The sequence below is a fragment of the Stenotrophomonas sp. YJH_SMC_73 genome, assembly GCF_059370155.1.
This window is the reverse complement of the sequence record NZ_JCAFTJ010000009.1, coordinates 51,879-71,817: the sequence shown is the minus strand read 5'-3', so window position 1 is coordinate 71,817 and position 19,939 is coordinate 51,879. Positions and strand designations below refer to the sequence as shown.

At 67.1% G+C, this 19,939-nt stretch carries 15 protein-coding genes; 4 read left to right on the top strand and 11 right to left on the bottom strand.

All coding sequences use genetic code 11. The features are described from left to right. Positions 1 to 29 precede the first annotated feature (29 nt). The 8 genes from AC5P8R_RS15220 to prpB all read right to left on the bottom strand — a co-directional run bounded on the left by AC5P8R_RS15220 (position 30) and on the right by prpB (position 13,973). Positions 30 to 4,937 (bottom strand): alpha-2-macroglobulin family protein, encoded by a 4,908-nt coding sequence (locus AC5P8R_RS15220; RefSeq protein WP_495223595.1) that lies wholly within the window; start codon positions 4,935 to 4,937, stop codon positions 30 to 32. Positions 4,938 to 5,165: 228 nt separating this feature from the next. Next, on the bottom strand, positions 5,166 to 6,626 hold the full coding sequence (locus tag AC5P8R_RS15215; RefSeq protein WP_014648039.1) for a bifunctional 2-methylcitrate dehydratase/aconitate hydratase: 1,461 nt from the start codon (positions 6,624 to 6,626) through the stop codon (positions 5,166 to 5,168). Between the two features lie 146 nt (positions 6,627 to 6,772). Beyond that, entirely contained in the window at positions 6,773 to 7,951 is a 1,179-nt protein-coding gene (prpF, locus tag AC5P8R_RS15210) for a 2-methylaconitate cis-trans isomerase PrpF (protein WP_046431995.1), read from the bottom strand. Between the two features lie 77 nt (positions 7,952 to 8,028). Continuing rightward, positions 8,029 to 8,271, bottom strand: coding sequence for a type II toxin-antitoxin system ParD family antitoxin (locus tag AC5P8R_RS15205; RefSeq protein ID WP_046432026.1), 243 nt, complete (start codon positions 8,269 to 8,271; stop codon positions 8,029 to 8,031). A 100-nt stretch (positions 8,272 to 8,371) separates the two neighbouring features. Beyond that, the gene (locus AC5P8R_RS15200) at positions 8,372 to 9,076 is read right to left on the bottom strand and encodes a hypothetical protein (RefSeq protein WP_046431997.1); all 705 of its coding nucleotides are present in this window, start codon (positions 9,074 to 9,076) and stop codon (positions 8,372 to 8,374) included. A gap of 94 nt (positions 9,077 to 9,170) precedes the next feature. Beyond that, entirely contained in the window at positions 9,171 to 11,789 is a 2,619-nt protein-coding gene (acnD, locus tag AC5P8R_RS15195; protein ID WP_197621462.1) for a Fe/S-dependent 2-methylisocitrate dehydratase AcnD, read from the bottom strand. Positions 11,790 to 11,886: 97 nt separating this feature from the next. Beyond that, positions 11,887 to 13,044 carry a bifunctional 2-methylcitrate synthase/citrate synthase gene (prpC, locus tag AC5P8R_RS15190; RefSeq protein WP_005418357.1) on the bottom strand — a complete coding sequence of 386 codons (1,158 nt, stop codon included), beginning with the start codon at positions 13,042 to 13,044 and terminating at the stop codon, positions 11,887 to 11,889. Positions 13,045 to 13,079: 35 nt separating this feature from the next. Next, positions 13,080 to 13,973 carry a methylisocitrate lyase gene (gene prpB, locus AC5P8R_RS15185; protein WP_005418360.1) on the bottom strand — a complete coding sequence of 298 codons (894 nt, stop codon included), beginning with the start codon at positions 13,971 to 13,973 and terminating at the stop codon, positions 13,080 to 13,082. Between the two features lie 153 nt (positions 13,974 to 14,126). Between prpB and prpR the strand changes: the two genes are divergently transcribed. Continuing rightward, positions 14,127 to 15,710, top strand: a complete 1,584-nt coding sequence (gene prpR / locus AC5P8R_RS15180) for a propionate catabolism operon regulatory protein PrpR (RefSeq protein ID WP_495223594.1) — start codon at positions 14,127 to 14,129, stop codon at positions 15,708 to 15,710. A 74-nt stretch (positions 15,711 to 15,784) separates the two neighbouring features. On the opposite strand, the gene AC5P8R_RS15175 is transcribed toward prpR, so the two are convergent. Both AC5P8R_RS15175 and pdxH read right to left on the bottom strand, forming a co-directional pair. Continuing rightward, positions 15,785 to 16,237: a DoxX family protein gene (locus AC5P8R_RS15175; protein ID WP_032957082.1), complete on the bottom strand. Its 453-nt coding sequence runs from the start codon at positions 16,235 to 16,237 to the stop codon at positions 15,785 to 15,787. Between the two features lie 187 nt (positions 16,238 to 16,424). Continuing rightward, a complete protein-coding gene (gene pdxH, locus AC5P8R_RS15170) occupies positions 16,425 to 17,024 on the bottom strand; it encodes a pyridoxamine 5'-phosphate oxidase (RefSeq protein ID WP_495223593.1) in 600 nt (199 codons plus the stop codon). Positions 17,025 to 17,064: 40 nt separating this feature from the next. On the opposite strand from pdxH, the gene AC5P8R_RS15165 reads away from it, so the two are divergent. Beyond that, on the top strand, positions 17,065 to 17,892 hold the full coding sequence (locus AC5P8R_RS15165; protein WP_046432003.1) for a kinase: 828 nt from the start codon (positions 17,065 to 17,067) through the stop codon (positions 17,890 to 17,892). 8 nt (positions 17,893 to 17,900) lie between these two features. On the opposite strand, the gene AC5P8R_RS15160 is transcribed toward AC5P8R_RS15165, so the two are convergent. Continuing rightward, positions 17,901 to 18,104, bottom strand: a complete 204-nt coding sequence (locus AC5P8R_RS15160) for a dodecin family protein (RefSeq protein WP_005410663.1) — start codon at positions 18,102 to 18,104, stop codon at positions 17,901 to 17,903. 98 nt (positions 18,105 to 18,202) lie between these two features. Between AC5P8R_RS15160 and AC5P8R_RS15155 the strand changes: the two genes are divergently transcribed. Beyond that, positions 18,203 to 18,745: a shikimate kinase gene (locus AC5P8R_RS15155; RefSeq protein WP_014648049.1), complete on the top strand. Its 543-nt coding sequence runs from the start codon at positions 18,203 to 18,205 to the stop codon at positions 18,743 to 18,745. Continuing rightward, a complete protein-coding gene (gene aroB, locus AC5P8R_RS15150) occupies positions 18,742 to 19,854 on the top strand; it encodes a 3-dehydroquinate synthase (protein WP_014648050.1) in 1,113 nt (370 codons plus the stop codon). Before AC5P8R_RS15155 ends, aroB begins: the two co-directional genes overlap by 4 nt. Positions 19,855 to 19,939 lie beyond the last annotated feature (85 nt).

Here is a 19,939-nt window from a genome sequence, read left to right as displayed (position 1 = left end):
GGCCGCACCGTCGCGGCCCGTCCGCGCGGTCACGGCTGTACCACCGTGATCGTGGTCGGGTTGCTGCGGCCGACGCCGCGCAGCTGCGGCCGGTACATGTCCTCCACCAGCGGCGGCGGCACCGAGTAGGTTCCCGGCGTCACCGCGCGCACCAGGTAGAACACGTTGGCCTTGCTGCCACGCGAGAGCTTCAGCGCGGCCACGTAGCGGTCGTCGCGGAACTCCTCGTGCTTGGTATCGGCGGCTTCACCACGGTCGCTGATGGTGATGCCATCGACCACCACGTCGGCCCACTGCTTGGCATCGCCCAGGTTGAAGTTCTCGATCTCCAGGCCCGCCGGCAGCAGGTCGGTCAGCAGTGCATCGGGCATCGTGGTGTCAGCGGTGACGGTGACGCGCACGATCAGTGCTTCGCCTTCCTTCAGCGGGCGCGGCGACCACGGCTTGCCATCGGTGCCGTAGTAGCTGCGCTCGACGCCCAGCACGCTGTTGTCCGGTGCCGGTGCGCTGCGCGGGATGCCGGCCACGTCGATGCTGGCGAACATCGGCGGCTGCCCCTGCGGGGTGAAGCGCACGCCGCTGGCCAGCTCACTGGCGCTGAAGTTGCGGCCGAACAGCTTGCGCTCGCCGATGGCTTCGGTGTTGCCACCGATCACCAGCTCACCGGCCACCAGCGCCTTCTGGTTGGCGGCCAGCGCCTTGCCGAGACGTGCAATCGCCACCTGTTCCTGCGTGCTCAGCCACATCCAGCCGGCGTTGCGGCGCGCATCCAGGCCACGGCCGAGATCGACCGCACGCGCATCCCAGGCCGGCTTGGCCAGCTTGTTCTCGTGGGTCAGCGCGATCATCAGCGCGTCATCACGGATCGCACTGCCGTAGTCGCCGAAGTACGACGGGCGCTCGCTGCTGGACTTGGCGAAGGCCGCCGCCAGCGCGGCCTGGCCACGCTTGGCATCACCCTGCAGCGACAGCGCCACGCCCAGGTGGACCAGCGACAGGCCGCCGACCGCCTTGCTGCGCTCGTTGTCGTACAGCGTGCGCAGGGTACCCAGCGGCGCACGGTTGACCCGGGCCAGCACGTAACCCGAATACGCCTGGTTGGCGAACTTCAGCTTCTCGCGATCCTCCTGGCCATAGAACTGATTGCCGCCGGACAGCAGATCCTCGCTGAGCCGGTTGAGCGCCTTCTGCAGCACGTTGTCGGGCACGGCGAAGCCGGCGTCCTTGGCATCAAGCAGGAACTCGGTGATGTACGGGGTCAGCCACGGATTGACGTAGCCGTCGTCACCCCACATCGAGAAGTTGCCATTGGCCACCTGCATCGACGCCAGGCGACCGAACGCACCTTCCATGCGCTCTCTACGGGTCTTGGCATCCAGGCCGTCGGCACCGAGCATCGACGACGTCGCCTGGTCCAGGATCAGCGCCGCGTAACCCTTGCTGGTGGTCTGCTCGGCACAGCCATACGGGTAGTTCAGCGCGCCCTGCAGTGCACTGGCGAACGGGATCGGCGGCAGCGGGCTGACCAGCAGGCGGGCATTCACCGACTCTGCCATCAGGCCATCGGTCAGGCTGTTGTCGAGGCTGACCGCGGCCAGCGGATCGAGCGTGCGCACCTGCGAACGCAGCACCTGCGGCCACGCCGCACGCACCGGCAGGTCGTAGCGGCGATCAGCCTTGAAGCCGTTGCCGTCCACCCGCACCCGCACCTTGGCCACGCTGTGGCCCTCGCGAGCCGACAACGGGAAGCTCAGCGTGGTCTTGGCATCGGCATTCAACTGCACGCTGCGGCTGCCCTCACCCAGGTTCAGCGGCCCCTCGCTTTCCACCTTCACGTTGAACTGCCCCGGTTTTCCGGTGAAGTTCTGCACGTCCAGGGTCACGGTGCTGCGGTCGCCCGGGGCCAGCACGCGCGGCATGCTGGCTTCGGCCAGGATCGGGGCGCGCACGATGGTTTCCACGTCACGCTTGCCGTACTGGTCATCGCTGTAGACCAGCGCCGACACGCGCAGGGTGCCGTTGAAGTCCGGCACCTTCAGGCGGATGCGGGCATTGCCCTTGGCATCGAGCTGCACCGGGCCGGAGAACAGGTCCACGGTCTGCACGCGCGCGGTCGGGCGCTTGGCCTGCGGCAGTGCCTGCAGCGCCATGTCGCCGCCGAACTTCAGCTTGCCGCTGCCACCATCGAAGCTCTCGATCACCCGGCTGTAGATGTCATAGGCATCGATACCGAGGCGACGCTGGGCGAAGAAGTGCGCGCCGGCGTCGGGCACCGGGAAACGGGTGATGTTGAGGATGCCCACGTCCACCGCCGAGACGGTCACGTGCGCGGCCCTGCCGGCCAGCTGCGGTGCGCTGACCGTTACCGGCAGATCCTGTTCCGGCCGCATCTGCTTGGGCGCGACCAGCCCGACGGCCACGGTTCGGCCCTTGCGGTCCATCGGCACATGCACCACGCCCACGGCGCGGGCCGGGGTGATCTTGCTCGGCGCACTGCCGCCGCGGAACACCAGCGCGGTGATGTAGACGTCGTGGCGTTCCCAGTCGGCGGTGACCGGGATCTTGAAGGTCGAGCCCGGCTTGGCCTCGATGTCCTGCACATACAGCATGCGGTCGGTCTCGACCATCAGGATGCCCTTGCCGGCGTGCGGCGGGGTCACCGTCACTTCCAGGGTGTCACCGGCCTTGTAGCCGGTCTTGTCCAGGCCCAGCTTGACCTTGTCCGGGCGTGCATCCAGGCCACGGTTGTCATCGCCCCAGCTCCAGCCCGCACGGAACGGGTAGCGGCTGGTCAGTCCGGTGGACGGATCGAACACGTCCACCCGGTACTCGCCCCACTCCACCGGGAAATCGAAGGCAACCGCACTGCTGCCGGCATCGACGGTGCGGGTTTCCTTGTTCTCGAAACGGCGGGTGAAATCGTAATCCCAGCGGTTGTCGTTGAAGGTCCAGTGGTAGTCGCGCAGTTCCCGCACCAGGGTGATCTTCAGGCCCTTGGCTGGCTGCGGTGTGCCGGCGGCATCCACGCGCATCAGTTCGAAGCGTGCGTTGCCGTTGGAATCAGCACCATCGTCGGGGTTGAACAGCGGCCGCACGCCGACCAGCGCGTTGGCCGGCCACATCACCCGCTTCAGGGTACGGGTGACCGTGCGGCCACCGGTTTCATACAGGCTGCCGGACAACACCACGGCGATCGGTGCCTTGGCCTTGGCCGCCTCTTCCGGCAACGCCACATCCTCACGCAGCTGGCCATTGGCCGGCAGCGTGGTATCGATCACGTCCTTGGCCTCGCGCGGCAGCTGCAGGGTCGGGTCACCGAAGAAATAGCCCGGCAGGCCCTCCACCGGCTGCTGCTCGGCAGCCACCGCCATGCGCGCAGTGAAGCGGTTGCCATCGGCCGGCGCGCCGTACAGATAGGCGCCGTTGGCCTGCAGGCGCAGGTCCTCGCCCGGCTTCAGCGTCTTCTGCGCGCTGTCCAGGTCCAGCTTCATGCGCTCGGGCAGGAACTCCTCGATGCGCAGGGTCATGCCCTGGATCGCTTCCTTGCTGGCCGGGTCGGTGCGGAACTCGACCTGCCAGCGCCCGGTCGGCGCCTCGGCGGGGATCACCTGCTCGAAGTTGATGTAGCCCTGGTCGCCCGGCTGCAGGCGGGTCTCGCGGAAGGTCTTGCCGTCGGGCTGCTTCAGGCGCAGGAACACCGGTTGTGCCTTGACCGGCTTGCCGTCGTTGTCGCGCAGCAGCGCGGACAGGCGCACGGTCTCGCCCGGGCGGTACAGGTCGCGGCCGGACCAGGCGTAGACGTCGAACCAGGCGTTGTCACGACCAGCCACGGCGAACTCACTCAGGTCCAGCGCCGGCTGGTTGAACGGCAGGAAGCTGGTGTCCTTGCCACTGCTGGCGACCAGCACGTGGGTGGCATCCAGGGTGTAGTTCAGCAGCGCATTGCCGTTGCCGTCGGTGCTGCCCTTCAGCACCACCTCACCCTTGGCGTCGAGCACGCGCAGGTCGATGCCCTTCAGCGGCGCACCGTCCTTGAGGCCGGCGGTGTGCACGAACAGCTTGTCCTTGTAGGCACGGGTATGCAGGCCGATGTCGCTGACCGAGAAGAACGCGGTATCGAACTCGCCCTCGTAGTCACCGGTGCGCTTGAGCAGGGCGAAGTACAGGCCCGGCTCCTGCAGTTCCTTGATGTCCTGGGTCGGCAGGTAGGTCAGCACCCGCTCGTTCTGTTTGCCACCCAGGATGAAGCGGTTGACGTAGACCGGCTCGGCCAGCTTGTTGATCGGGCTGCGCTCGTAGTCGCTGCTGAGCTCCCAGCTGCCACGGCGGCCGCCGCGCTGGTACTGGCTGAAGAAGGTCGGCAGGTCCTTCTCGCGCACGCGCAGGAACTCGACGTCGACCTCCGGCACGTTCACCGAGACCACCGGCAGGCCGCGGCTGTCCTTGGCCGGCAGCACGCTGCCCTGCGAGGCGAAACCGACCACCGGCTTCAGCTCGCCGCTGAACACCTTCTGCTTCAGTTCCTTGCCCAGCCGGCTGCCGTCGGCGGCCAGCAGGTCCGGCAAGACCACCAGGCTGAACTCCTTGCCGGCCTCGACGAACGGGTAACGCAGGGTCAGGCCGTCATCGGACAGGGTCCAGCTGCTGTCCTCGGTGCCGACCTTCTCTTCGAAGCGAACCAGTTTGTCGAAATCCTGGGTGCCGACCAGCGGGCGCGAGAACTCCAGCGCCAGCGACAGGCCGTCATTCTTCTGGTCCGGGTAGGCACGCAGCAGGGTGAATTCCTTCACCTGCTCGGCCTTGGTGGTGATGGCTTCACCACTGGCCTTGGGCAGCTGCCCGCTGTCATTGCGGCAGCCGGCCAGCCCCAGCAACAGGCCTCCTGCCAGTACGGCCGCCGCCCACCCCCACCGCTTCCGCCGTGCCGGACCGCTCATGTCGTCACTCCTTGATCGAGGCGGCCATTATAGGCAGGCCACGTCAAGGTGTTGACGCAAATCCGGCAATTGCCCCAGGCGCGGGTAGTGCCGGCCGCTGGCCGGCAGTCTCGGTAGCCGCCAACCTTGGTTGGCATTGGCCGTGCCAACCAGGGTTGGCACCTACCCAAGCGGGTCGAGCCACGTGCCCGGCAAGCAGGCGCGGTGTCAGATCCGGTGAAGCGTCCCCTACCCCGGCAGGTACAGGTCCACGTAGTCGGTCACCGGCATCGCCGCCAGCGCCACCGGATCCAGCGATGCGGCCAGGATGCGCTGCTGCTGGGTGGTCGGGAAGCGATGGGCCAGGTGCCGGCGGAACTTGTCCATCAGCAACGGGATGCCCTCCTCGCGTCGGCGCGCGTGGCCCAGCGGGTATTCCACCAGTACCTCGGGCAGCTCAGTGCCGTCGCTGAAGCGCACGCTCAGGCCGTTGGCGATGCTGCGCTTGTCCGGGTCCAGGTAGTCGGCGCTGAGCTGCGGATCCTCATGACAGGCCATCTTCGCGCGCAGTGCGTCGATGCGCGGGTCGGCGGCAACGTCGTCCTCGTAGTCCTGGGCCACCAGCCGCCCATGCAGCAGCGCGATGGCGACCATGTACTGCACGCAGTGGTCGCGGTCGGCCGGGTTGTGCAGCGGCCCCTGCTTGTCGATGATGCGGATGCAGGCTTCCTGGGTGCGGATGGCGATGTGCGCGATGTCCTCGACCCGACGCCCCATCGCACGCAGCTGCTGATGCAGCGTGATCGCCGCCTCCACCGCGGTCTGGCCATGGAACTCGGCCGGGTAGCTGATCTTGAACAGCACGTTTTCCATCACGTAGCTGCCCAGCGGTCGCTCCAGCGTCAGCGCCTTGCCCTGCATCGATACCGCTTCAAAACCCCAGGTCGGCGCGCTCAACACACTGGGATAGCCCATCTCGCCACTGGCCGCCATCAGCGCCAGGCGCACGCCACGGCTGGTCGCATCGCCGGCCGCCCAGCTCTTGCGCGAGCCGGTGTTGGGCGCGTGCCGGTAGGTGCGCAGCGCCTGGCCATCGACCCAGGCCAGCGACAGTGCATTGAGCATGCGTTCGCGATCCAGGCCGAGCAGCTGCGCAACCACCGCGGTGGTGGCCACCTTGACCAGCACCACGTGGTCCAGCCCGACCCGGTTGAAGGAATTCTGCAGGGCCAGCACGCCCTGGATCTCGTGTGCCTTGATCATCGCCAGCAGCACGTCATGCAGGGTCGGCGCTGGGCGATGCAGGGCCTGCGCGTTGCGCCCCAGCCAATCGCAGACAGACAGGATGCCGCCCAGGTTGTCCGACGGGTGGCCCCATTCGGCGGCCAGCCAGGTGTCGTTGAAATCCAGCCAGCGCACCATCGCGCCCAGGTTGAAGGCGGCCTGCACCGGGTCCAGCACGTAGTGCGTACCCGGCACGCGCGCCCCGTTGACCACGCTGATACCCGGCACCAGCGGACCGAGCAGCTTGCTGCAGGCCGGGAAGGACAGCGCTTCCAGCCCGCAGCCCAGCGTGTCGAGCAGGCAGTAGTGCGCGGTCTGGAAGGCCAGGGGGGAGTCGATGCGCGCGTCGCGTACGTAATCGACGATGTCCACCAGCAGCGCATCCCACGCTGCACGCTCGTTGGATGGGGTGTGGCTGTCAGACATCGTCGATCTCCTCTTCAGAGCTCAGGCCGCGCCTCCCGGTAGTCGCCAACCTTGGTTGGCGCTGGACGTTGCCCGGGCGGTGCCAATGCCATGCCAACCAAGGTTGGCATCTACCGAAGCATGTGATGCCAGCGCCGACCGGCTGGTTATTCGGCCGGCACCCGCACCTTGCCTTCCATCAATACGCGGGCGCTGCGGCTCATGATGGCCTTGGTCACTGTCCACTGGCCGTCAACGAGGCCGGCCTGCGCGCCCACGCGCAGCGTGCCGGAAGGGTGGCCGAAGGTCACCGCTTCGCGTTCACCACCACCGGCCGCGCGATTGACCAGCGTGCCCGGAATCGCCGCCGCAGTGCCGATCGCCACGGCGGCGGTGCCCATCATCGCGTGGTGCAGCTTGCCCATCGACAACGCCCGCGCGTGCAGGTCGATGGCCGAGGCCGGAATGGCCTTGCCGCTGGAGGACACGTAGTCCCGTGCCGGCGCCACGAAGGCCACCTTCGGCGTGTGCTGGCGGGTGGCCGCATCTTCCAGGTTCCTGATCAGACCCATGCGCAAGGCGCCGTAGGCGCGGATCTTCTCGAAGCGCTCCAGCGCCCCCTTGTCCTCGTTGATCGCAGGCTGCAGTTCGGTGCCGGTGTAGCCCAGGTCGGCCGCATTGAGGAAGATGGTCGGAATGCCGGCGGTGATCATGGTCACCTCAAAACTGCCGACGCCCGGCACGTCCAGGGTGTCGACCAGGTTGCCGGTCGGGAACATCGCGCCCGCATCGCCGTCATCGGACGGATCGATGAACTCCAGCTGGATCTCGGCGGCCGGGAAGGTCACGCCATCCAGCTCGAAATCGCCGATCTCCTGCACTTCGCCATCGCGCATCGGCACGTGGGCGATGATGGTCTTGCCGATGTTGGCCTGCCAGATGCGCACGGTGCACAGGCCATCGCGCGGCACCCGGGCCGGATCGATCAGCCCATTGGCGATCGCGAACGGACCCACTGCCGTACTGAGGTTGCCGCAGTTGCCGCTCCAATCGACGAAGGCGGTGTCGATCGAGACCTGGCCGTACAGGTAGTCCACATCGTGGTCCGGCACCGAGGCGGTGGAGATGATCACGCACTTGCTGGTGCTGGAGGTGGCACCGCCCATGCCGTCGGTCTGCTTGCCATACGGATCGGGCGAGCCGATCACGCGCATCAGCAGCGCATCGCGCGCGGCGCCCGGCACCTGAGCGGCTTCGGGCAGGTCCTGCAGGCGGAAGAACACGCCCTTGCTGGTGCCGCCGCGCATGTAGGTGGCGGGAATACGAAGTTGCGGGAGGAAGGTCATGGATCGGATTCCTGTGTGCAGTGGAACAATTCTCGGGGAGCCGCGCACCGCCCTGGGGTTGGAGGGATGTACTGGCTTCATTCTCGATTCGACGCGCGCTCAAGCAGTCTCTGGAAGTACCCCGGAGGCAGGGGGGCCGGAGGCCCCGAAGCAAGGCCTTCCGCGATTAACTGGCGTAGCAGGTCTTCAGCCTTGCTTTGCCGACTCTGACGGAGAAGGTCGCGAACGTACTCGGAAGCGCTGGCGTAGTCGCCTTCTCGAACTTCCTGGTCCACGAATTGTTTGAGCTCATCAGTCAGCACCACCTTGATATTGACCATACGGACCTCCATCGTGGGACTGTCACACGACAGTCTGCGAGGCACCAAAGACAACGACAAGGGTAGAAAGCGCCAGCCTTTGCAAAAGAGGTCCTCGCCGTCACGCAGACGCCCCAGCATGACTTCGCCGCGCCCGCGCGGACATTCCTTGCTGCCAATGGAAGAGGTAAAGGATGACCAGTTTGGTACTGCCACTCACCACTGCCAGCAGCAGCAACGGCCATCCCATCCGCATGCCCATGGCGAAGGCAAACACAATCGTGGATAGATCCATCAGCAGGATCAGCTGACTCATCCGCAACGACACCGCACCGGTGTGGCCATTGCGCAGGATCAGCAGGATCTGGTGCGCGTAACCCTGCGCCAGCAAGGCAGTGATGCCCACGATCATCGCGCTGGCCACTACCCTGCCCTCATCCACATGACGGTCGCCCCAAGCCAGGCCAGCCAGTGCGCAGGCCAGCAGCAGCACGGCCGTCACCAGGCTGGTCGTGGCAGAGCGATTCCGTCGGTCGCGCCAGATCTCCACCAGGATGGCCATGACCAGCACCGACGCGAGCAAGCGAGGCCAGACAATAAAGTGATTGAACGGCGTGACGCTGTAGCCATAGACGAAAAAGGACAGGTAGGCCAGGAAGCTGACCGTGAACTGATTCAGCGACAGCACGGCAGTGGCGCTTTCAGTCGCATCCGCTCGTTCCCGACGGTCGCGCACCAAGCGCAACTGCGCGCCCACACCCAACAGGCTCAGCAGGATGAAGGCGGTGTTGACCGTGCCTGCGATTGTGTAGAACGCCGTTCCCATGCAGATGGGGCAACGCCCCTCTCCTTCGTGACCACCGCCATGCGGGCCGAAGCCAGCATGGCGACAACTCGACACAAGGCAGCTATCTGCTGCCTTACGCCACCTTGGCGCCTTCCAGGAAGTCCTGGGCGAAACGCTGCAGCACGCCACCGGCTTCGTAGATCGCCACTTCCTCGTCGCTGTCCAGGCGGCAGGTCACTGGCACGATCACGTCCTGCCCGTCGCGGCGGTGGATGACCAAGGTCAGGTCGGCGCGCGGGGTGCGCTCGCCGATCACGTCGAAGGTCTCGGTACCGTCGATGCCCAGGGTCAGGCGGGTGGTGCCCGGCTTGAACTCCAGCGGCAGCACGCCCATGCCGATCAGGTTGGTGCGGTGGATGCGTTCGAAGCCTTCGGCCACGATCGCTTCCACACCGGCCAGGCGCACGCCCTTGGCGGCCCAGTCACGCGAGCTGCCCTGGCCATAGTCGGCACCGGCGATGATGATCAGCGGCTGCTTGCGGTCCATGTAGGTCTCGATCGCTTCCCACATGCGCATCACCTTGCCTTCCGGCTCCACGCGCGCCAGCGAACCCTGCTTCACGCTGCCATCGTCGTTGCGCACCATTTCATTGAACAGCTTCGGGTTGGCGAAGGTGGCGCGCTGTGCGGTCAGGTGGTCACCGCGGTGGGTGGCGTAGGAATTGAAGTCCTCTTCCGGCAGGCCCATCTTCGCCAGGTATTCGCCGGCGGCACTGGACGCCAGGATCGCGTTGGACGGCGACAGGTGGTCGGTGGTGATGTTGTCCGGCAGCACCGCCAGCGCACGCATGCCCGACAGTGTGCGCTCACCGGCCAGTGCGCCCTCCCAGTACGGCGGACGGCGGATGTAGGTGCTCTGCGGGCGCCAGTCGTACAGCGGGCTGACCGCCGCGCCATGCTCCACGCGCACGTTGAACATCGGGTTGTAGACGCGGCGGAACTGCTCGGGCTTCACCGAGGCCTTCACCACCGCGTCGATCTCGGCATCGCTCGGCCAGATGTCCTTCAGGCGCACCTCGTTGCCCTCGGCATCCACGCCCAGCACGTCCTTTTCGATGTCGAAGCGCACGGTGCCGGCGATGGCATAGGCGATCACCAGCGGCGGCGACGCCAGGAAGGCCTGCTTCGCATACGGGTGGATGCGGCCATCGAAGTTGCGGTTGCCCGACAGCACGGCCGTGGCGTACAGGTCGCGATCGATGATCTCCTGCTGGATGGCCGGATCCAGCGCGCCGCTCATGCCGTTGCAGGTGGTGCAGGCGAAGGCGACGATGCCGAAGCCGAGCTTTTCCAGGTCCGGCAGCAGGCCGGATTCTTCCAGGTACAGCTGCACCGCCTTCGAGCCCGGCGCCAGCGACGACTTTACCCACGGCTTGCGCAGCAGGCCACGTTCGTTGGCCTTGCGCGCCAGCAGTGCGGCAGCGATCACGTTGCGCGGGTTGGAGGTGTTGGTGCAGCTGGTGATGGCGGCGATGATCACCGCGCCGTCGGGCATCAGGCCCTGCGCCTGCTCGGCCCTGCCCGCTGCCAGCTTGGCTTTGTCGGCGATGCCGCGCTCGGCCAGCTCGGCAGTGGCCACGCGCTTGTGCGGGTTGGACGGGCCAGCCATGTTGCGCACCACGCTGGACAAGTCGAAGCGCAGCACGCGCTCGTACTGCGCGGTGGCCAGGTCATCGGCCCACAGGCCGGTGGTGCGCGCATAGTTCTCCACCAGCGCCACCTGCGATTCCTCGCGGCCGGTCAGGCGCAGGTAATCGATGGTCTGCCCGTCGATATAGAACATCGCGGCGGTGGCGCCGTATTCGGGGCACATGTTGGAGATGGTGGCGCGGTCACCGATGGTCAGTGCCGACGCCCCCTCGCCGAAGAATTCAAGATACGCACCCACCACGCGTTCCTTGCGCAGGAACTCGGTCAGTGCCAGCACCACGTCGGTGGCGGTGATGCCCGGCTGCGGCCTGCCGGTCAGCTCGACGCCGATGATATCCGGCAGGCGCATCCACGACGCGCGGCCCAGCATCACGTTCTCCGCTTCCAGGCCGCCAACACCAATCGCGATCACGCCCAGCGCGTCGACGTGCGGGGTGTGGCTATCGGTGCCCACGCAGGTATCCGGGAAGGCTACGCCGTCCTGCACGTAGATCACCGGCGACATCTTCTCCAGGTTGATCTGGTGCATGATGCCGTTGCCCGGCGGAATCACGTCCACGTTCTGGAACGCCTGCTTGGTCCAGTCGATGAAGTGGAAACGGTCTTCGTTGCGGCGATCCTCGATGGCGCGGTTCTTCTCGAACGCCTGCGGATCGTAGCCACCGCATTCCACCGCCAGCGAGTGATCGACGATCAACTGCACCGGCACCACCGGATTGACCTTGGCCGGGTCGCCGCCCTTGTCGGCGATCGCATCACGCAGGCCGGCCAGGTCCACCAGCGCGGTCTGGCCGAGGATGTCGTGGCACACCACGCGTGCCGGGAACCACGGGAAGTCGAGGTCGCGACGGCGCTCGATCAGCTGCTTCAGCGAATCGCCGAGCGTGGTCGGATCGCAGCGGCGCACCAGGTTCTCGGCCAGCACGCGCGAGGTGTACGGCAGGGTGGCATAGGCGCCGGGCTGGATCGCATCGACAGCGGCGCGCGCGTCGAAATAGTCCAGCGCGCTGCCGGGAAGGTTCTTGCGGTAATCGGTATTCATGGGCTGGCGGAGTGCTTGGGGCGGGCCGGGTGCCGGCGGTGCGGCGGCGAAAGCACCCGGCCGGCATGCGGCCGGCCGGATGGGTACAGCAGGGGGATCAGACGCGCTTGTCGATGGCAACGAAGTCGCGGTCTTCCGGACCGATGTAATTGGCGCTCGGGCGGATGATCTTGCCGTCGATGCGCTGCTCGATGATGTGCGCGCTCCAGCCGGCGGTGCGCGCGATCACGAACAGCGGGGTGAACATCGCGGTCGGCACGCCCATCATGTGGTAGCTGACCGCACTGAACCAGTCCAGGTTCGGGAACATCTTCTTGATGTCCCACATCACCGACTCCAGGCGCTCGGCGATGTCGTACATCTTCATGCTCGACTGTTCCTCGGACAGCTCGCGGGCCACGTCCTTGATCACCTTGTTGCGCGGATCGGAGACGGTATAGACCGGGTGGCCGAAACCGATCACCACTTCCTTGCGCTCGACGCGCGCCTTGATGTCCTCCTCGGCCTCATCCGGGTTGTCGTAGCGCTTCTGCACTTCGAACGCCACTTCGTTGGCGCCGCCATGCTTCGGGCCACGCAGCGCACCGATGCCACCGCAGATCGCGCTGTACATGTCGCTGCCGGTACCGGCGATGACACGGCAGGTGAAGGTCGAGGCGTTGAACTCGTGCTCGGCGTACAGGATCAGCGAGGTGTGCATCGCCTTCACCCACGAATCCTGCGGCTTTTCGCCATGCAGCAGGTGCAGGAAGTGGCCGCCGATCGAATCATCGTCGGTTTCCACATCGATGGCGCGGCCGTTGTGGCTCCAGTGGTACCAGTACAGCAGCATCGAACCGAGGCAGGCCATCAGCTTGTCGGCGATGTCGCGCGCGCCCGGGTGGTTGTGGTCGTCCTTCTCCGGTGCCACGCAGCCGAGCACGGACACGCCGGTGCGCATCACGTCCATCGGGTGCGCCGACGGCGGCAGCTCTTCCAGCGCGGCCTTCACCGCGGCGGGGATCCCACGCAGCGACTTCAGCTTGGCCTTGTACGAAACCAGCTCGGCGCGGGTCGGCAGCTTGCCGTGCACCAGCAGGTAGGCGATTTCCTCGAACTCGCTGGTGTTGGCCAGGTCCAGGATGTCATAGCCGCGGTAGTGCAGGTCGTTGCCGCTGCGGCCCACGCTGCACAGCGCGGTGTTGCCGGCCGCGGTGCCGGACAGGGCGACGGACTTCTTCGGCTTGAAGGTCGGGGTTGCGGTCGTATCGTTCATGTTTCCCTCCGAAACTTGATGGTGCAGGGTACTGCTTATTTCTTGGCGGCGAACAGCGCATCGAGCTGCTGCTCGAAGGCGTGATAGCCGATGCGGTCGTAGAGTTCCTCGCGGGTCTGCATGGTTTCCACCACGTTGCGCTGGTGGCCATCGCGGCGCACCGCCTGGTAGACGTTCTCGGCGGCCTTGTTGGCGGCACGGAACGCCGACAGCGGGAACAGCTGGATGGCGACGCCGGCCGAGGCCAGTTCATCGCGGCTGAACAGCGGGGTGGCGCCGAATTCGGTGATGTTGGCCAGCACCGGCACCTTCACCGCGTCGACGAAGCGGCGGTAGGTATCCAGATCGTAGGCGGCCTCGGCGAAGATGCCGTCGGCACCGGCCTCGACACAGGCGATGGCGCGCTCGATCGCCTTGTCCACGCCGTCCACCTGGATGGCATCGGTGCGCGCGATCAGGAAGAAGTCCGGATCGGTCTTGGCATCGGCAGCGGCCTTCACACGGTCGACCATTTCACCCTGCGAGACGATCTCCTTGCCCGGACGATGGCCGCAACGCTTGGCACCGACCTGATCCTCGATGTGGCAGGCGGCCGCGCCGGCCTTGATCAGCGACTTCACGGTGCGCGCGATATTGAACGCGCTCGGGCCGAAGCCGGTGTCGATGTCGACCATCAAGGGCAGGTCGCAGACATCGGTGATGCGGCGCACGTCCACCAGCACGTCTTCCAGGGTGTTGATGCCCAGGTCCGGCAGGCCCAGCGAGCCTGCGGCAACGCCGCCGCCAGACAGGTAAATGGCACGGAAGCCGGCGCGCTTGGCCAGCAGGGCGTGGTTGGCGTTGATCGCACCGATCACCTGCAGCGGCGATTCGGCAGCCAGCGCCTCACGGAAGCGGGCACCGGCGGAGAAAGGGGCAGAAGCGGTCATGCGACGATCCAGGTTGAAGTACGGATAAGGAAGCGCAAGCACCATGCCAAGCTGCAAGCGGTTGATTTCACGGGAATGACCGGCATGCAGCAGTGGAACATATGAAACATTGAAACGGATGTATCATGAAACATCCTCCCCGAACCGGCTGCCATGTATCTGCCCCGCTCCCCGCTTCGCCATGCCGATGCCGACCCGGGCCGTCCGGTGATCTGGACGGTCAGCGTCTCGCGGCTGACCGGCCTGCTCGGCGACGTGATCCCCGAGTTCGACCGCCGCGCGCGTATCGAACAGATCAACCTCGGCTTCGAGGAAGCGGTGGAGGTGATCGGCCAACGCCTGCGCCGCGAGCACTGCGACGTGGTCATCGCTGGCGGCTCCAACGCGGCCTGGCTGCGCGGCCGGCTGGAGCTGCCGCTGGTGCCGATCCAGGCCAACGGCTTCGACCTGATGGAAGCGCTGGCCCGGGCACGGCGTATCGCCAGCCGCATCGGCCTGGTCACCCACGCCAGCGACGTACCGGTGTTCAGCAACTTCCAGCAGAGTTTCGGCCTGAATATCGAGCATCGCCGTTTCGTCACCCGCGAGGATGCGCGCGACTGCATCGCCGACCTGCGCGCCAACGGCATCGAGGTGATCGTCGGCACCGGCATGGCCATCGACCATGCCGAGCAGGCCGGCCTGCCCGGGGTGCTGCTGTATTCGGCCGACTCGGTGCGGCAGGCGTTCGAACATGCGCTGGAACTGACCCAGACCCTGGCACGTTCCGGCAGCAACCGCGCTGCACCGCGCCGGCGCCCGGCAGCGCGTGCCGATGCGCATGAACTGCTCGGCGACAGCGACGCGATGGCGCAGGTGCGCGCGCAGATCGCGCTGTATGCCCCACATGACAGCACCGTGCTGGTCAGCGGCGAAACCGGCACCGGCAAGGAACTGGTGGCGCGCCAGCTGCACGCCGCCAGCGGGCGCCGTGGCCGCTTCGTCGCGCTGAACTGTGGCGCGATCAGCGAATCGCTGCTGGAAGCGGAGCTGTTCGGCTACAGCGATGGCGCCTTCACCGGCGCACGGCGTGGCGGCCGCGTTGGCCTGGTGGAAGCTGCAGATGGCGGCACCCTGTTCCTGGACGAAATCGGCGAACTGCCGCTGCCGCTGCAGACCCGCCTGCTGCGGGTGCTGGAGGAACGTGAAGTGCTGCGCGTGGGTGCCACCGAACCGACGCCGGTGGACCTGCGCGTGGTCGCCGCCACCCTGCAATCGCTGGAGCAGCGCGCGGCGGCCGGCAGCTTCCGCCGCGACCTGTATTACCGCCTGGCCGCGCTGCGGATTGCCCTGCCCTCGCTGCGCGCCCGACGCGGTGACATCCCGTTGCTGGCGCAGCATTTCTTCCGCCAGCTGCGTGGCATCGACGCGCCATTGGATGAGGCGGCGCTGGCGGTGCTGTGCGCGGCCGAGTGGCCGGGAAACGTGCGCGAGCTGCGCAATCTGGTCGATCGCCTGCGCATCCACTGGCAGCCCGGTGAAGGGCTGATCGATACGGCGCGGCTGCTGCAGCTGGCACCCGAGCTGGTGCATGAAGGTGTCGCGGCGTTGCCGCTGGAAAGCAACGGCAGGCGCCCACCGCGGGCCAAGCTGGAAGCACTGTTGCGGGAACACCGGCATGATCGCGAGGGCATGGCGCAGGCGCTGGGCGTGTCACGCACCACGCTGTGGCGCTGGCTGCGCGCGGAGGACCTGTAAAGCCGAGCCCATGCCCGGCTGATGTTCCCGCGTAAGCAGCCGAGCATGGGCTCGGCTCTACAGGGTGCCTGTCGTCAGCGCGCTTCGATGGCGAACCGTCCACTACCCACTGCGGCAATCCACAGCAGCAGTACGCCCAGCGGCACTTCGCTCAGGTAGAAGAACCAGCTCAGCCAATCCAGCACGCCAAGCCCTGCCGGAATGCGCGCGATGCCATCGGTCAGCGCAGCCACTACGCAGATCGCCGCCAGCAGCAGGGCCGAGGGGCGGCTCAAAAGGCCCAGCACCAGCAGACCACCCGCAATCCACTCGATCGCACCGAGTACCGGCGCACTGAACACCGGGAATGGGATACCGGCATCGACCAGCGTATGCACCATGCGCTCGCGCCCGGCGTCGGTGAACACCTTGTTCCAGCCGGACACGCAGAACATCACACCCGCCACGATGCGGGCGAGCAGCAACAACAACGCTTCCACGCCGCGGCGTGGTGGCGGCACGGCAAACAGGCAACGCCAGGAGGGCATGGCAACTCCGCAGATCGAGGGCATCGCAGCGAGTGTGCCCGTCGCCGACCTGCTCGTGCATGAAGCGGACCAGTCCGTTCGCGACAAACGCAGGTTTCTGTAGAGCCGAGCCCATGCTCGGCTGCTCCTGCGAGAACATCAGCCGAGCATGGGCTCGGCTCTACAGCAGCCCCGGCACCACCCCGCCTTACGGGTACAGCAGGCGCTTGCTCCAGCGCCCTTCGGCGCCGGCTTCATAGCACCAGCGCTCGTGCAGGCGGAACTGCGCGCCAAACCAGAACTCGATGCGGTCAGGCACCACGCGCAGGCCGCTCCAGCCCTCCGGGCGCGGCACGTCCTTGCCCTCGAAGCGGGCTTCGACCTCGGCCACGCGCGCATCGAATTCCTCGCGCGTTGCCAGCGTCTTCGACTGCTGCGAGGCCCAGGCACCGATCTGGCTCATGCGTGGACGGCTGGCGAAATAGGCGTCGGCCTCGGCAGCGGCAACCTGCTCGACGCGACCCTCGATGCGCACCTGGACGCCGGCCTCGCGCAGGCTGCGCCACAGGAACAGCAGTGCAGCCTGCGGATTGGCCTGCAGCTCCCGGCCCTTGTGGCTGTCGAGATGGGTGTAGAACACGAAGCCACGCTCATCGAACGCCTTCAGCAGCACGGTGCGCGCCGAGGGACGACCCTGCGTATCGGCGGTGGCCACGGTCATCGCGTTCGGCTCGACCTCGCGGCTCTGTTTGGCCTCGTCGAACAGGCCGGCAAACGTGGACAGGGCTTCGGCGTACAGGTCGCTCATGATTGCGTTCTTCTCACACGGATTGGGCTATTGTGGCTGCATGGCCGCTGCTGCGTATATGCCCCAGGTGAAAGGATTCCCCGAAACATTGGCCGAACAGGCGCTGGATGATGCGCTGGGCAGCGGCGCAGCGGTTCCAGTATTGGCGATCAGCGGCCTGCAGGGGAGCGGCAAATCGACGCTGGCGGCGCAGGTGGTGGCCCGTGCCCAGGCACGCGGCCTGAACGCAGCCACGCTGTCGATCGATGATGTCTACCTGACCCGCGCACAGCGCCAACGGCTGGCCCGCCAGGTGCACCCACTGCTGATCACCCGCGGCCCGCCCGGCACCCACGACCTGCCGCTGGCCCATGCGGTATTGAACGCCGTGGCCGCACGCCAGCCCTTCGCAATGCCGCGCTTCGACAAGCTGGCCGACGAGCGCCTGCCCGAAGCACACTGGCCGCAGCTGCAGCAACCGCTGGACCTGCTGGTATTCGAAGGCTGGTTCCTGGGCACGCCCGCGCAGGATGACGACGCGCTGGACAGCCCGTTGAACGCACTGGAACGCGAAGCCGACGCCGATGGCCGCTGGCGGCGCTGGTGCAACCAGGCGCTGGCCCGTGACTACCCGGCGTTGTGGCAGCGCTGCGACCGCCTGTGGTTCCTGCAGCCGCCGGATTTCTCGGTGGTACCACGCTGGCGCTGGCAGCAGGAGCAGAACCTGCAGGCCGCGCAGCCGGGCCGGCACGGCATGAGCCGGCCACAGCTGGAGCGCTTCGTGCAGTACTACGAGCGGGTCAGCCGGCAGGCATTGAGCGCCCTGCCCGCCCTGGCCGACCACGTGGTAGTGCTGGACGGCCAGCGACAGGTGCAGGACGTGCGCTGAACGCGCCCCTATTCCACCAGGAAAGTCACCCGCAGGTTGACCCGCCATTCGGTGATCTCGCCGCTGCCATTGGTGACCACCTTGGTCTCGTTCACCCAGGCGCCCTGGATGCCCTTGACCGTCTCGGAGACCTTCTTCAGCCCGCTGCGCACGGCGTCTTCCACGCTTTTCGGCGAGGACGCAGTGATTTCGATGACCTTGGCGACCGTCATGGCCTGTACTCCGTCTGGCGCGGGAGACCCCGCAGGAACGCCCACCCTGACGTGAAGAACGTAAAGGCCAGGGCACGGAGGTGTTAGCATCAGAAGGCATGAATCCTGCTCCGAACCTGATCCTGATCGGCCCGATGGGCGCCGGCAAAACCTGCATCGGCCGCCGCCTGGCCGAGCGTTTCACGCTGGACTTCGTCGATGTCGACCAGGCCATCGTCGATGCCGCCGGCGCCAGCATTCCGACCATCTTCGAGCACTCCGGCGAAGCCGGCTTCCGCAGCCATGAACGCCAGGCGCTTGCGCGGGTACTGGAAGGCCGTGGCCAGCTGGTCTCCACCGGTGGCGGCGCCGTGCTGGATCCGGACAATCGTGCACTGATCGCCCGGCGCGGCTTCGTGGTCTATCTGCGGGTCAGCGTGGCCGAACAGCTCGAGCGCCTGGCCCGCGACAAGGGCCGGCCGCTGCTGCAGCGCCCGGACCGCGAGCAGGTGCTGCACGATCTGGCCGCACACCGCGACCCGCTGTACCGCGAACTGGCCGACCTCACCCTCGACACCGACCCGTATACCGCTGCCGATGCGACCGCCCAACTGGTGGTCAAGCTGGCCACGCAATGGCAGCGCCAGGACCTGACCGCATGACCTCCCCCGCCCTGCTGCAGGTCGCCGTTGGCGGCGACCGCCCCTACTCCATCACCATCGGCGCCGGTGCCCAGGCCGATGGCACCGCGCTGGCCTCGCACGTGCGCGGCCGTCATGTGCTGCTGCTCAGCGACAGTGAAGTCGCCCCGCGCTATCTGGCGCCGGTGAAGCAGACGCTGCTGGCCGCTCGCCCCGACCTGGTCATCGGCGAGCACGTGCTGGCCGCGGGCGAAGCCTCCAAGACGCTGGCCGAGTTCGGCCGCGCGATCGAAGCGCTGGCCGCGCTCGGCGCCACCCGCGACGCCTGCGTCTTCGCCCTCGGCGGCGGCGTGGTAGGTGATCTCGCCGGTTTCGCTGCCGCCTGCTGGATGCGCGGCGTGGACTGCGTGCAGCTGCCGACCACCCTGCTGGCAATGGTCGATTCGTCGGTGGGCGGCAAGACCGCAGTCGACATTCCGGCCGGCAAGAACCTGGTCGGTGCCTTCCATCCGCCGCGTGCGGTCATCGCCGATACCCGCGTGCTGGCCACCCTGCCGCCACGCGAGCTGCGTGCCGGCCTGGCCGAAGTGGTGAAGTACGGCGCGCTGGGTGATGCCGTGTTCTTCGAGTGGCTGCAGCAGCATGCCGATGCGCTGCTGGCCGGCGAGGACGCGGTGCTGGCCGAGGCCATCGCGCGCAGCTGCCGGCACAAGGCCGCCATTGTCGAGCGCGACCCGTTCGAAAAGGGCGAGCGTGCCCTGCTCAACCTCGGCCACACCTTCGGCCACGCCATCGAGACCGAACAGGGCTATTCGGCCCCGGGCCGCGATGCACTGAACCACGGCGAGGCGGTGGCGGTGGGCATGGTACTGGCGGCGAAGCTGTCCACCGACCTGGGCCTGGCCGACGATGCCGACCGCGCGCGCCTGCAGGCCCTGCTGGAACGCCTCGGCCTGCCGGTGGCGATCCCGGGCGGGCTGGAGCCGCAGGCCCTGCTCGGCCGCATGCGCCTGGACAAGAAGAACGTGGCCGGCCGCCTGCGCCTGGTGTTGTGGCGCGGGATGGGCCGTGCCGAAGTGGTGCCGGACGTGGATGAGGCGGCGGTGCTGAAGGTGCTGGGCGCGGGCTGACCTTTCCGCGTTCGCCGGGCATGGCCCGGCGCTGACGGATTGTGCTGCGGCATGAAGCGCAGCCGAGCGTGGGCTCGGCTCTACA

What these genes read in the sequence shown, in the direction of transcription:
- AC5P8R_RS15165 (WP_046432003.1), top strand. Translation starts at nt 17,065, where the DNA reads ATGGCCGCTGCTGCGTATATGCCCCAGGTGAAAGGATTCCCCGAAACA.
- prpR (WP_495223594.1), top strand. Translation starts at nt 14,127, where the DNA reads ATGTATCTGCCCCGCTCCCCGCTTCGCCATGCCGATGCCGACCCGGGC.
- AC5P8R_RS15215 (WP_014648039.1), bottom strand. Translation starts at nt 6,626, where the DNA reads ATGTCTGACAGCCACACCCCATCCAACGAGCGTGCAGCGTGGGATGCG.
- prpB (WP_005418360.1), bottom strand. Translation starts at nt 13,973, where the DNA reads ATGACCGCTTCTGCCCCTTTCTCCGCCGGTGCCCGCTTCCGTGAGGCG.
- AC5P8R_RS15205 (WP_046432026.1), bottom strand. Translation starts at nt 8,271, where the DNA reads ATGGTCAATATCAAGGTGGTGCTGACTGATGAGCTCAAACAATTCGTG.
- AC5P8R_RS15200 (WP_046431997.1), bottom strand. Translation starts at nt 9,076, where the DNA reads ATGGGAACGGCGTTCTACACAATCGCAGGCACGGTCAACACCGCCTTC.
- AC5P8R_RS15220 (WP_495223595.1), bottom strand. Translation starts at nt 4,937, where the DNA reads ATGAGCGGTCCGGCACGGCGGAAGCGGTGGGGGTGGGCGGCGGCCGTA.
- AC5P8R_RS15160 (WP_005410663.1), bottom strand. Translation starts at nt 18,104, where the DNA reads ATGACGGTCGCCAAGGTCATCGAAATCACTGCGTCCTCGCCGAAAAGC.
- aroB (WP_014648050.1), top strand. Translation starts at nt 18,742, where the DNA reads ATGACCTCCCCCGCCCTGCTGCAGGTCGCCGTTGGCGGCGACCGCCCC.
- acnD (WP_197621462.1), bottom strand. Translation starts at nt 11,789, where the DNA reads ATGAATACCGATTACCGCAAGAACCTTCCCGGCAGCGCGCTGGACTAT.
- prpC (WP_005418357.1), bottom strand. Translation starts at nt 13,044, where the DNA reads ATGAACGATACGACCGCAACCCCGACCTTCAAGCCGAAGAAGTCCGTC.
- pdxH (WP_495223593.1), bottom strand. Translation starts at nt 17,024, where the DNA reads ATGAGCGACCTGTACGCCGAAGCCCTGTCCACGTTTGCCGGCCTGTTC.
- AC5P8R_RS15175 (WP_032957082.1), bottom strand. Translation starts at nt 16,237, where the DNA reads ATGCCCTCCTGGCGTTGCCTGTTTGCCGTGCCGCCACCACGCCGCGGC.
- AC5P8R_RS15155 (WP_014648049.1), top strand. Translation starts at nt 18,203, where the DNA reads ATGAATCCTGCTCCGAACCTGATCCTGATCGGCCCGATGGGCGCCGGC.
- prpF (WP_046431995.1), bottom strand. Translation starts at nt 7,951, where the DNA reads ATGACCTTCCTCCCGCAACTTCGTATTCCCGCCACCTACATGCGCGGC.